The sequence below is a fragment of the Tabrizicola sp. T74 genome, assembly GCF_057219935.1.
In genome coordinates, this window is sequence record NZ_JBXVVT010000001.1 from 524,355 (window position 1) to 535,359 (window position 11,005).

An 11,005-nucleotide genomic window follows, 5' to 3' on the forward strand; every position below is an offset into this window, starting at 1 on the left:
GGCCCCTCCGTTTGGCAGGCAGCCTACTCCCGCGCCTCGCACTTGCGGAAGGGGCCGTATGAGGTAAGGACCTCGATCTCCTCCCCCACTGCGCGGCGTTCCGCCTGCAGGTAACGGTCCACGGCGGTCCGGAACGAGGGTTCCGCGATCCAGTGGATCGAATGTGTCTCGACCGGCAGGTAACCCCGCGCCAGTTTGTGTTCGCCCTGCGCCCCGGCTTCCACGCGGCTCAGGCCGTGGGTGATGGCCCAGTCGATGGCCTGGTAGTAGCAGAGTTCAAAGTGCAGGCAGGGGTGGTCCTCGATGCAGCCCCAGTAGCGGCCGTAAAGGGTATGCCGCCCGATGAAGTTCAATGCCCCCGCCACGGGTCTGTCGCCGTTGAAGGCAATGACGAGGAGCATGTCGTCCCGCATCGTCTCATGAAAGCGGGCAAAGGCCTTCCGGGTCAGGTAGGGCGTCCCCCATTTCCGGCTGCCGGTGTCCTGATAGAAGGCCCAGAAGGCGTCCCAGTGCTGCGGCTCGATCTCGTCCCCGGTCAGCGCGCGGATGGTCAGGCCGGAGGCGTGGGCCGTCTCGCGCTCCTTGCGGATCATCTTGCGCTTGCGGCTGAAGAGGTCGGCGAGGAACTCGTCGAACGACCCGTACCCCCGGTTCTCCCAGTGGAACTGCTGGGTGACCCGGTGCAGCGTGCCGTCCACGCCCGCCAGCGCTTCGGCCTCCTCTGCGGTGCAGAAGGTGGCGTGAAGGGAGGACAGCCGGTTCTGCGCCGTCACGGCGATGGCGCCCTGCCACAGCGTTTCGCGGTTTTCGTCTGCTCCAAGGAAGCGGCGGCCCGTAGCGGGGGTGAAGGGGACGGCGATCTGGAGCTTGGGGTAGTAGCGGCCCCCTGCCCGCTCCAGCGCATCGGCCCAGCCGTGGTCGAAGATGTATTCGCCCTGGCTGTGCGACTTCACGTAAAGCGGCGTCGCGGCGAGGAGTTTTCCTCCGTCCCGCAGCACGAGCGGGCGTGCCTGCCAGCCGGTCCCGGTTCCGGTTGAGTTCGAGGTTTCAAGCGCGGCGAGAAAGCGGTGCGTGGTGAAGGGGTCGACAGGCCGCCCGTCCGCCTGTTCGGGGGCGGCCACCGCGTCCCAATCAGCGGCGGGGATGTCGGACAGGGTGTCGAGCAGGGTCAGGTCAGCCATTCGCGCCCCATGGGTCGGGGGAAAGGTGGCGGGCAGCGCGGGAAGGTCAAGCCGGAAGCGCCGCCAGGTAGCCCTCGAAGGTCACATTGTCGGCAACCTTGCGCGCCAGCGCCTCATCAGTGGCAGAGCGGATCGTCCAGCACAGGATCTTTGCCCCCTGCGCCTTCAGCTCGGCCACCCGCGCGCGGCCCAGATCGCGGCCCTCATGGCTGATGAAGCTGGAACCGGTGGCATCATAGTCCGGGATGGGGCGGAGGCGGTCGCAGACGTCCACGGGCAGGGGAGCCCAATCCTCGGGGTTGTAGGCCGAGGTGGTCAGCCCCCGCGGGAGGTTGGGTGAGAGGCGGGCCATGTGGGCGATGGAATGGGGGTTGAAGGACATGAGCGCCACGTCGCCCTGATAGCCCTTCAAGGCTTCCGCCGTGGCAGCCTCCAGCTGTCCGTCGGTCGGGCCCATAACCATGGTCTGGTCCTTGATCTCGATAAGGAGCGGGACCTTCCCGCCGATCAGCGCCAGCACCTCGGCCAGAGTCGGGATCGTGTCAGTCGAACCCTTCAGCCTGATCCGGCCCAGTTCAGCGGCCGTCCGGGCGTTCAGCGGCCCGGTCTCTTCCGTCAGCCTGTCCAGTTCCTCGTCGTGAAAGACCATCGGCACGCCGTCGCTGGAAAGCTGCAGGTCGATCTCGATGGCATAACCGGCCTCCACCGCCGCCCGGATCGCGGAGGGAGAGTTCTCGATCACTTCCCGCGACCGGTCATGCAGGGCGCGGTGGGCGACGGGGAGCTTCAGGAAGCTGTCGGGCAGCGGGACGCGGGTCATTCTCTGGGGTCATTTCAGCGCGAAGATCGCCTCGATCTCCACCGCCACCCCCAGGGGCAGCGAGACGGCCGAGACGGCAGAGCGGGCGTGGCGGCCGGCGTCGCCGAGGACCGCGACCAGGAAGTCCGACGCGCCGTTGATCACCTTGGGCTGGTCGGTGAAATCGGGGGTGGAGTTCACGAAGCCCACGAGCTTCACCGCGCGGTCGAGCCGGTCCCAGTCGCCGCCGGTGGCCTTCTTCAGCTGGGCGAGGAGCGAGATCGCGCAGCGCTTCGCGGCCTCGGCGCCCTGTTCGAAGCTGAGGTCCTCGCCCAGGCGGCCCTTGATGAGGCCCGCCTCGTTCTGGCTGATCTGGCCCGAGATGTGGATCAGGTTGCCCACCTGCACGAAGGGGACGTAATTCGCCGCCGGGGCGGGGGCGTCGGGGAGGGTGACGCCAAGTTCGGCGAGGCGGGATTCGATGGCGTGCATGGGGTCCTCCGGGTATGGGTCGGCGGGAGCCTAGCCTGCGGGCCCCCAGTGGGCAAGGGTGGCTGTCCACGCAGGACAGGCAGGGTGGGCCTTGGGATTTCAAGGTCTTACACGTGGACGGTAACAGTTCCGTAACCCTGCGCGGGTGGGGACGACTGTTGAATCGAGCGCTGGCGCGCGAGCCTTTTGTCTCGTCGTCGGGCTGTCGCCTCCTCCTCGGTCGTTGGGGGTTTTCCACCCCCAAACCCCCGGAGAGTATTTCCGAAATGGGCAAGGAGGGAGGGTCAGCCCGCGGGTTTGGGCCAGGCGCGGTGCAGGTCGTCGATCACGAAGGCATGGGCGTGCGGGGCCCGGTGCTGCGCCAGATGCGGATGGTCGGCGGGAAGGTTCGGGTGGGCGTGCGGCAGGGTCTCGGGGTCCTGCGCCGGCCAGAGGTGCCAGGTGAGGGCAAGGGCCAGCGTGCCCAGCGCGGCAAGGGCTAGGGCAACCGGGGCAAGGCCCAGGGTTGCCCCGAGCCAGCCCGCCAGCGGATAGGTCACCAGCCAGCAGGCGTGGCTGAGGGCGAACTGGGCAGCGAACAGCGCGGGGCGGTCGGGGTCGGCAGCCGAGCGGGTCAGGATGCGGCCGATCGGTGTCTGGGTCAGCGAGAAGCCGAAACCTGCCAGCACCCAAAGCGCCATCAGCGCGGCAAGCGTGGCGGCCAGCGGCACTGCGGCGACGGCCATCAGCATCATGGCCGCGCCCGACAGCATCAGCGGACGGTCGGCCATGCGGTGCAGCAGGCGCGGCAACAGAAGGGCCGCGAGGATCGACCCCGCGCCGAAGGCCGCGAAGGCCAGCGCCACCTGCGGCGCGCCGAGGGCGAGGCGGGCTTCGACCAGGACCACCGTGTTCACATAGACCATCGCCCCCGCAGCTGCGACCGCGGCCTCCAGCGCCAGAAGCCCGCGCAGGCGGGGCGTGGCGCCATAGATGCGCAGGCCCTTCGTGGCGGCGGTCAGGAAGGACTCGACCCTCTGGACCTTGCGCGGGGGCAAGCGTGACGTGCCGACGAGAAGCGCGGAGAGGACGAAGCCTGCCACGGTCCCGGCAAAGAGGACGGGGAAGCTGACCACGGTCAGCAGCGCGGCGGCGATCAGCGGCGAGGCGATCTGCTCGGCATCCTCGGCAATGCGCATCTGCGTCAGGGCACGGGTATAGTCGTCTTCGTCCGGCAGGACCTCGGGGATCGTGGCCTGGAAGGCGGGGGTGAACCCGGCAGATGCGGCCTGCAGAAAGAAGATGAGGACATAGATCTGCCAGACCTGATCGACGAACGGCAGCGCGCAGACCACGGCTGCGCGGATCAGGTCGAGGCCGACGAGGAAGGCCCGGCGCGGCAGGCGGGCGGCGAGGGCAGCAGCAAGAGGGGCCAAGGTGACGTAGGCCACCATCTTGATGGCAAGCGCCGTGCCAAGAACCGCCCCCGCGCTGTCGCCCGCGAGGTCATAGGCCAGCAGACCCAGCGCCACGGTGGCGAGCCCGGTGCCGGTCAGCGCCACGATCTGGGCGGCGAACAGGCGGCGGAAGGTGGGGTTGGCAAGGGGGCTGGGCATGAACGAAGGCTACGCCCGGCCAAGGTGGCGGTGCAATGGAAAAGGCCCGGCCTGGCGACCGGGCCATTCCGCTGGATGGCTTCCAGGCTTTAGGCCCAGGGGCGCAGGGCGGCGTTCTTCTTCTCGAAGCTGTCGATGGCCGAGACCTTTTCCAGCGTCAGGCCGATGTCGTCGAGGCCGTTCAGCAGGCAGTGCTTCTTGAAGGCATCAACCTCGAAGGCAAAGCTGGTCCCGTCCGAGGCGGTGACGGTCTGGGCCGTAAGGTCCACGGTGATCCGCGCGTTCGCGCCCTTGCGGGCGTCGTCCATCAGGTGATCGACCGCCGCTTGCGGCAGGACCACGGGCAGGATGCCGTTCTTGAAGCAGTTGTTGTAGAAGATGTCGGCGAAGCTGGTCGAGATCACGCAGCGGATGCCGAAGTCAAGCAGCGCCCAGGGCGCGTGTTCGCGGCTTGAGCCGCAGCCGAAGTTGTCGCCGGCGACGATGATCTGCGCCGAACGATAGGCGGGCTGGTTCAGGACGAAGTCCGGGATTTCCTTGCCGTCCTGGGTATAGCGCATCTCGTCGAACAGGTTCTTGCCCAGGCCCGACCGCTGGATGGTCTTCAGGAACTGCTTGGGGATGATCATGTCGGTGTCGATGTTGACCAGCGGCATGGGCGCTGCGACGCCGGTGAGAGTGGTGAACTTGTCCATGATGGTCTGCCTTCAGGTGAGTTTGATGGGTTCGGGGCGGGTCGGGCGGCGGCCCAGGACCCAGTCATAGATGGTGGCGATCTGCCGGGCCCTTTGCGGCCAGGTGAACAGGTCGGTGACGCGGGCGCGGGCGGCCTGGCCCATGCGGGCGGTCTGGGCGGGGTCGGCGGCGAGGCTTTCCAGCGCGGCGCGGAGGGCTGCCGTGGTGCCTGCGCGGTCGGTGAGGGGGACCTTGATGCCGACCTCGGGCGTGACCAGGTCGGCCGGCCCGCCATAGTCGACGACCAGCGGCGCGAGGCCCAGTGCCATGCCTTCCAGCACCGCCCCGCCGCCAAATTCGCGGATCGAGGGGAAGGCGAGGACATGGCAGCGGGCGGCGACGTCCTGCACTTCTTCGTGCTTGAGCCAGCCGTGGAAGGTGATGCCGTGAAGGCCCTTGGCCTGGTCCTTGAGCGCCGGGGTCAGGGGGCCGTCGCCGACCAGATGCAGCTCCATCCGTCCCGCCTCGACCAGGGGGCGGGCGGCCTCGATCAGCATGGACAGGCCCTTCAGGGGGACGAAGCGGCCGATGAAGCAGGCCTTGAGGATGCCGGGTTCGGGCTGCGCCTCGCGGAAGAAGCGGGTCGGGTCGATGGCGTTTTCGGGAAGGTAGATCGCGCGGTCGAGGAGCGCGGTGGGGATGTCGCCCCGGGTGAATTTCGAGGCGTAGAGGATGGCGTTGCAGGCCTGCAGCATCTTGGCACGGCCCGGAAAGACCTTGAGGAGGCCGCGGAAGCGCGAGAGCCATTCGCCCTCCTGCTTCTGTTCGGCCTCGAAACCCTTGGGCCAGGGGACGCCACCGTTCAGGGGACCAAGAACGAAGGGGATCCCCGCCTTGCGGCATTTCGTGGCGAGCGAGCCGGTGGCGGCGGGGGAGAGCGGCGTGATGCGGTGGACGACATCGTAGTCGCCGCGCTGGATGGCGGGGCCGAACTGCTGCCAGACTTTGCGTTCGAACCACGGGTAGGTCAGGCTGTTCACGGCCTGCACGATGGTCCAGCCCCGGCTTTCGCCCATCCGCAGGACCTGGGACAGCTTCCAGGCGGGGGCGGCGATGGCCTCGGTGTCGATGGCGGTGAAGTCGGTGCCCTCGACCCAGCCCTTGCGCAGGATGGCATCACGGTTGCGGATCTGCGTGACGAGGTGAACGTCGGCGACGCCCCGCAAGGCCTCGGTCAGTGACCAGCCGATGAGGGGGACGGAGACCCACTCCGGGTTCGCGGCTTCCGCAATGACCAGAACGCGGGGCCGTGGCGCGGCCCCGCTGGTGGCGGCATCCGGGGACGCCGCCTGTTGCATCAGACCGTCTCGCCCATCAGCTCGCGGACGTCAGTCAGGTGCCCGGTGATCGCCGCCGCTGCCGCCATCGCGGGCGACATCAGGTGCGTGCGGCCGCCGCGGCCTTGACGGCCCTCGAAGTTGCGGTTGGACGTCGCCGCGCAGCGCTCGCCTGGTTGCAGCTGATCAGGGTTCATCGCGAGGCACATGGAGCAGCCGGCAAGCCGCCACTCAAACCCCGCGTCGATGAAGATCTGGGCGAGGCCCTCTTCCTCGGCCTGGGCGCGGACGAGGCCCGAACCCGGGACGACCATCGCCCGCTTCACCTTGATCTTCTTGCCCTTCAGGATCGCGGCTGCGGCCCGCAGGTCCTCGATCCGGCCGTTGGTGCAAGAGCCGATGAAGACGGTGTCGATGGCGATGTCGGTCAGCTTCTGGCCGGGCTGCAGGCCCATGTAGTCGAGCGACCGTTTGGCCGCGTCGACCTTGCCGCCGGTGAAGCTTTCCGGCGCGGGGACCACGTCGGTGATCGGCAGCACGTCCTCGGGGCTGGTGCCCCAGGTCACGACCGGGGCGATGTCCTCGCCACGGATCGTCACGACCTTGTCGAAATGCGCGCCTTCGTCGGTGTAAAGCGTCTTCCAGTAGGCCAAAGCGGCCTCCCACTTCGCGCCCTTCGGGGCGTGGGGGCGGCCCATGCAATAGGCGAAGGTCTTCTCGTCCGGGGCGATCAGACCGGCCCGAGCGCCGCCTTCGATCGCCATGTTGCAGACGGTCATCCGGCCTTCCATCGACAGCTCGCGGATCGCCTGGCCGCAGTATTCGATGACATAGCCGGTGCCGCCCGCCGTGCCGGTGGCGCCGATCACCGAGAGAGTGATGTCCTTGGCGGTCACGCCGGGGCGGAGCGACCCGGTGATCTCGACCTTCATGTTCTTGCCCTTGCGCTGGATCAGCGTCTGGGTGGCAAGGACGTGTTCGACCTCGGAGGTGCCGATCCCGTGGGCCAGCGCACCGAACGCGCCGTGGGTGGCGGTATGGCTGTCACCGCAGACCACGGTCATGCCGGGCAGGGTCCAGCCCTGTTCGGGGCCGACGATGTGGACGATGCCCTGACGGACGTCGGACACCGGGTAGTAGTTGATCCCGAAGTCCTTGGCGTTCTTGTCCAGCGCGGCCACCTGGATGCGGCTGTCTTCCGTCATCGTCGCCGCATTGGCGCGGTCCAGCGTCGTCGGCACGTTGTGGTCCGGCACGGCGATGGTCTTTTCCGGCGCGCGCACCTTGCGGCCGGTCATGCGCAGGCCCTCGAAGGCCTGCGGGCTGGTCACTTCGTGGACGAGGTGGCGGTCGATGTAGAGGAGGCAGGTGCCATCCTCGGCCTGATGGACGACGTGGTCGTCCCAGATCTTGTCATAAAGCGTACGAGGAGCCATGGCTCTCACCTTCGTTGGGATGGCTGGAAAGGGGCGTCAGGTCCAGGGCGCGGGTCAGGCGCGGGCAAGGACGTTGCGGGTCATGCCGAAGAAGCGGGCCGGAAGCCGCGCGTGATCGGTGATGTCAAAGAAGATGAACCGGGACATGGGGGCGATATACGCTCGAAATGCGCATCAAGCAAGCTAGGTCCCCCTTGGCACACAGGGGTTTCGACATGCTGAAGCGGATCATTCTGGCACTGGGGGTGGCGATGGCGGGGCAGGCGGGGGCCGAGGCGAGCCACAAGGGCTATGAGATGCCGCCCTATAAGGTCGAATGGCAGGACGGCGCGCGAGAGATTCGCGTCTACGGCCCGCATCTTCTGGCCGAGGTGAAGGTGTCGGGCAGCAGGTCCGGGGCGATCCAGAAGGGGTTTCGGGTGCTGGCGGGCTATATCTTCGGTGGCAATGCGACGGGCGAGAAGATCGCGATGACCGTGCCGGTGGCGCAGACGCCCGAACCCGGCGGCGAGACCTGGGTGGTCAGCTTCATGATGCCCGCGCGCTATACGACCGAGACGTTGCCCGCGCCGAAGACCGACGCGATCCGCTTTGTCCAGGCCGGGCCGTCGCGGCAGTTGGTTGAGCGGTTCTCGGGCATTCCCGGCACCGAGAACCTGGCTGATCGGGCCGAGACCCTGCGACAATGGGCGCAGGCGCAGGGCCATGGGATCGTCGCCGGCCCGCACTACTATTTCTATGACGCGCCGATGACCCTGCCCTGGAAGCGGCGCAACGAGGTGGCCTTCACCATCCGCTAGTTGACAGTTGTGATCGTTTAGGACTTATGATAAGCAATGACTCATGTAACAGTCTTGACTGCCCTTGCTGATCCTACCCGCCGGCAGGTGTTCGAGCGGCTGGCCCAGGCTCCGGCCAGCGTGGCCGAGATCACTCGTGGCCTGCCGGTCAGCCAGCCTGCCGTAAGCCAGCACCTGAAGGTGCTGCGCGAGGCCGGGTTAGTGGTGGGAACGCCAAGGGGGGCAAGCACGATCTACCGGATCGACCCTGCCGGGCTGGCTCCGCTGCGGCAGTGGCTCGACCGGTACTGGGATGCGCAACTGGCGGCCTATCAGCGGGCCGTGGAGAAGGACCTGTCATGACGACGATCACCGCTGCCCCGGTCCGCAAGGAGGTTCTGGTCACCTGCAGCCCGGACCGCGCCTTCCAGGTCTTTGCGGCCGAGATGGACCGCTGGTGGCTCAAGTCGCATTCGATTGCCGCCTCGGGCCTGGCGCGGATCGTGGTCGAGCCCTTTGTCGGGGGCGCCTGGTACGAGATCGGCACCAAGGGCGAACGCTGCAACTGGGGCCATGTCGCGGCCTGGGAGCCACCTGCCCGACTGGTGCTGATCTGGCGGCTGACGCCGGATTTCGCCTATGACCCCGACCTGCATACCGAGGTCGAGGTGACCTTCACCCCCGAAGGCGCGGGCACAAGGGTGCGGCTGGAACACCGGATGCTGGAGAATTACGGCGCAGCCGGTGCCCAGATGGCGCATGTGTTCGACAGCCCGAACGGCTGGGGCGGCTTGCTTGCGGCCTTTGGCGCCGCCACGGGCCAGCAGGGCTGACCGTCCGCGAAACGGCCCTTCCGCCTGTCCAAGGCCGGTGATAGCCAACGCGGGTCATGACGTCTTCGCGCAATCCGACCCTGGGCATCTGGCTGATGGTGGCCGCCGTCGCGGCCTTTGCCGCGCAGGACGGGTTCTCCCGCCATCTGGCCGGGGAATACAACACGCTGATGGTCATCATGATCCGCTACTGGGCCTTCGCCGGGTTCGTGATCCTGTTGGCGCTGCGCCGTCCCGAAGGTCCGCGCGCCGCGATCCGCTCGGCCCGGCTGCCCGCGCATGTGCTGCGGTCCTGCCTCCTCGTCGCCGAGATCTGCCTGATCGTCTACGGCTATACGCTGATCGGCCTGATCAACAGCCACGCGGTCTTTGCAGTCTGCCCCCTGCTGATCGTCGCGCTCTCCGGCCCGATCCTGGGCGAGCGGATCATCTGGCAACGCTGGGCTGCCGTGGCGGCGGGGCTGTTGGGCGTTCTCATCATCCTGCGCCCGGGGCTGGGGGTGTTCAGCTGGGCCGCACTTTTGCCGCTGGCCGCGGCCTTCCTGTTCGCCGTCTATTCCGTCCTGACCCGCCTGACGACACGGGACGAGCCGACCTTCCCCGCCTTCTTCTGGCCCGGGGTGATCGGTGCGGTGCTGATGACCGGGATCGGCTTGCCGTATCTTGAACCGATGGCCCCGCAGGACATGGGCTTCCTGGCCTTTTACTGCGCGCTGTCGATCCTGTCGCACTGGCTGCTGCTCAAGTGCTACGAGGCGATCGAGGCCTCGCGCGTTCAGCCATACGCCTATCTGCAGATCGTCTTCGTCACGCTGGTCGGCCTGACGGTCTTTGGCGAGACGCTGGAGCTTCCGGTCGTCATCGGTGCGGCCATCATCATCGCTGCGGGCCTTTACGCCCTGTCGCTGGAACGCAAACCCGCATGACCACGCCGCAGAACACCAAGGCCGGCATCTGGCTGATGATCGCGACGACCGTGGTCTTCGCGGTGCAGGACGGCATCTCGCGGCACCTGGGGTCGAACTACCCCGTGACCATGGTGGTGATGGTGCGGTTCTGGTTCTTCGGTCTCTTCGCCATTGCAATGGCCGCGCAGTCGGACGGCGGGCTGCGGCAGGCGGCGCGGACGCATTACCCTTGGGTCCAGCTGATCCGCAACGTGATCCTGGTCGCGGAAATCGCCGTCATGCTGCTGGCCTTCGTCAAGCTGGGCCTGATCGAGGCGCATGCGGTCTTTACCTGCTATCCCCTGCTGATCGCTGCCCTGTCCGGGCCGATCCTGGGGGAAAAGGTCGGCTGGCGGCGCTGGACGGCGATCCTCGTGGGGTTTGCGGGTGTCCTGATCATCCTGCAGCCGGGGTATGGCGTCTTCTCGCCCTGGGCGCTGGTGCCTTTGCTGGCGGCGACGATGTTCGCGGTCTACGGACTTCTCACCCGCTATGTCTCGCGGAAGGACAGCGCCAGCGTCAGCTTCTTCTACACCGGCGTCGTGGGCGGCATCGCGATGACCCCCTTCGGGCTGATGCACTGGGTCTGGATGACGCCCGCCGACTGGGGCTGGATGGCGGTCCTGTGCTGCACGGCTGCGCTCAGCCACTGGCTCTTGATCAAGGCCTATGCGGTGGCCGAAGCCTCGGCGATCCAGCCCTTCGCCTATCTGCAACTGGTCTGGGCCAGCGCCATCGGCCTGTTCCTGTTTGGCGAGACGCTGCGGGTGAACGTCGCAGTCGGCGCGGGCATCGTGGTCGCGGCGGGGATCTTCACGCTCTGGCGGCAACGGGTGCGGGAAAAGGCCCAACGGCAGGCGGAGCCCTAGCGACGAGCGAGCGGAGCGACACGAGGAGCGGTCCCGGTTGCCCCCTTCGCCATCGGCGCGTA

Annotated in this window: 12 protein-coding genes; 5 read left to right on the plus strand and 7 right to left on the minus strand. The window is 67.5% G+C overall.

Features of this window, described 5'->3' with window-relative positions; genetic code table 11:
• Positions 1-23: 23 nt before the first annotated feature.
• From AC2EAL_RS02755 to leuC, 7 genes are all read right to left on the minus strand, one after another.
• Positions 24-1,181, minus strand: coding sequence for a GNAT family N-acetyltransferase (locus AC2EAL_RS02755; protein ID WP_484722635.1), 1,158 nt, complete (start codon positions 1,179-1,181; stop codon positions 24-26).
• 46 nt (positions 1,182-1,227) lie between these two features.
• A complete protein-coding gene (locus AC2EAL_RS02760) occupies positions 1,228-2,001 on the minus strand; it encodes a glycerophosphodiester phosphodiesterase family protein (RefSeq protein WP_484722636.1) in 774 nt (257 codons plus the stop codon).
• A gap of 9 nt (positions 2,002-2,010) precedes the next feature.
• Complete coding sequence (locus tag AC2EAL_RS02765) at positions 2,011-2,472, minus strand: RidA family protein (RefSeq protein ID WP_484722637.1); 462 nt, start codon at positions 2,470-2,472, stop codon at positions 2,011-2,013.
• Positions 2,473-2,756: 284 nt separating this feature from the next.
• A complete protein-coding gene (locus tag AC2EAL_RS02770) occupies positions 2,757-4,067 on the minus strand; it encodes an MFS transporter (protein ID WP_484722638.1) in 1,311 nt (436 codons plus the stop codon).
• Positions 4,068-4,156: 89 nt separating this feature from the next.
• Positions 4,157-4,762: a 3-isopropylmalate dehydratase small subunit gene (gene leuD / locus AC2EAL_RS02775; protein WP_484722639.1), complete on the minus strand. Its 606-nt coding sequence runs from the start codon at positions 4,760-4,762 to the stop codon at positions 4,157-4,159.
• Between the two features lie 12 nt (positions 4,763-4,774).
• Positions 4,775-6,100 carry a glycosyltransferase family 4 protein gene (locus AC2EAL_RS02780; protein ID WP_484722640.1) on the minus strand — a complete coding sequence of 442 codons (1,326 nt, stop codon included), beginning with the start codon at positions 6,098-6,100 and terminating at the stop codon, positions 4,775-4,777.
• On the minus strand, positions 6,100-7,515 hold the full coding sequence (gene leuC / locus AC2EAL_RS02785) for a 3-isopropylmalate dehydratase large subunit (RefSeq protein ID WP_484722641.1): 1,416 nt from the start codon (positions 7,513-7,515) through the stop codon (positions 6,100-6,102). Before leuC ends, AC2EAL_RS02780 begins: the two co-directional genes overlap by 1 nt.
• A 215-nt stretch (positions 7,516-7,730) precedes the next feature.
• Between leuC and AC2EAL_RS02790 the strand changes: the two genes are divergently transcribed.
• From AC2EAL_RS02790 to AC2EAL_RS02810, 5 genes are read left to right on the plus strand one after another with little or no spacing between them, the layout of a single operon-like run.
• Entirely contained in the window at positions 7,731-8,315 is a 585-nt protein-coding gene (locus AC2EAL_RS02790) for an SOUL family heme-binding protein (protein ID WP_484722642.1), read from the plus strand.
• Positions 8,316-8,351: 36 nt separating this feature from the next.
• The gene (locus AC2EAL_RS02795) at positions 8,352-8,657 is read left to right on the plus strand and encodes an ArsR/SmtB family transcription factor (RefSeq protein ID WP_484722643.1); all 306 of its coding nucleotides are present in this window, start codon (positions 8,352-8,354) and stop codon (positions 8,655-8,657) included.
• On the plus strand, positions 8,654-9,127 hold the full coding sequence (locus tag AC2EAL_RS02800; protein ID WP_484722644.1) for an SRPBCC family protein: 474 nt from the start codon (positions 8,654-8,656) through the stop codon (positions 9,125-9,127). The genes AC2EAL_RS02795 and AC2EAL_RS02800 overlap by 4 nt, the downstream gene beginning before the upstream one ends.
• 56 nt (positions 9,128-9,183) lie before the next feature.
• Positions 9,184-10,053, plus strand: a complete 870-nt coding sequence (locus AC2EAL_RS02805) for a DMT family transporter (protein ID WP_484722645.1) — start codon at positions 9,184-9,186, stop codon at positions 10,051-10,053.
• Positions 10,050-10,943 (plus strand): DMT family transporter, encoded by an 894-nt coding sequence (locus AC2EAL_RS02810; RefSeq protein ID WP_484722646.1) that lies wholly within the window; start codon positions 10,050-10,052, stop codon positions 10,941-10,943. Before AC2EAL_RS02805 ends, AC2EAL_RS02810 begins: the two co-directional genes overlap by 4 nt.
• The last annotated feature ends 62 nt before the right edge of the window (positions 10,944-11,005 follow it).

Coding starts and splice junctions, on each gene's coding strand:
- AC2EAL_RS02755 (WP_484722635.1), bottom strand. CDS start 1,181: ATGGCTGACCTGACCCTGCTCGACACCCTGTCCGACATCCCCGCCGCT.
- AC2EAL_RS02760 (WP_484722636.1), bottom strand. CDS start 2,001: ATGACCCGCGTCCCGCTGCCCGACAGCTTCCTGAAGCTCCCCGTCGCC.
- AC2EAL_RS02765 (WP_484722637.1), bottom strand. CDS start 2,472: ATGCACGCCATCGAATCCCGCCTCGCCGAACTTGGCGTCACCCTCCCC.
- AC2EAL_RS02770 (WP_484722638.1), bottom strand. CDS start 4,067: ATGCCCAGCCCCCTTGCCAACCCCACCTTCCGCCGCCTGTTCGCCGCC.
- leuD (WP_484722639.1), bottom strand. CDS start 4,762: ATGGACAAGTTCACCACTCTCACCGGCGTCGCAGCGCCCATGCCGCTG.
- AC2EAL_RS02780 (WP_484722640.1), bottom strand. CDS start 6,100: ATGCAACAGGCGGCGTCCCCGGATGCCGCCACCAGCGGGGCCGCGCCA.
- leuC (WP_484722641.1), bottom strand. CDS start 7,515: ATGGCTCCTCGTACGCTTTATGACAAGATCTGGGACGACCACGTCGTC.
- AC2EAL_RS02790 (WP_484722642.1), top strand. CDS start 7,731: ATGCTGAAGCGGATCATTCTGGCACTGGGGGTGGCGATGGCGGGGCAG.
- AC2EAL_RS02795 (WP_484722643.1), top strand. CDS start 8,352: ATGACTCATGTAACAGTCTTGACTGCCCTTGCTGATCCTACCCGCCGG.
- AC2EAL_RS02800 (WP_484722644.1), top strand. CDS start 8,654: ATGACGACGATCACCGCTGCCCCGGTCCGCAAGGAGGTTCTGGTCACC.
- AC2EAL_RS02805 (WP_484722645.1), top strand. CDS start 9,184: ATGACGTCTTCGCGCAATCCGACCCTGGGCATCTGGCTGATGGTGGCC.
- AC2EAL_RS02810 (WP_484722646.1), top strand. CDS start 10,050: ATGACCACGCCGCAGAACACCAAGGCCGGCATCTGGCTGATGATCGCG.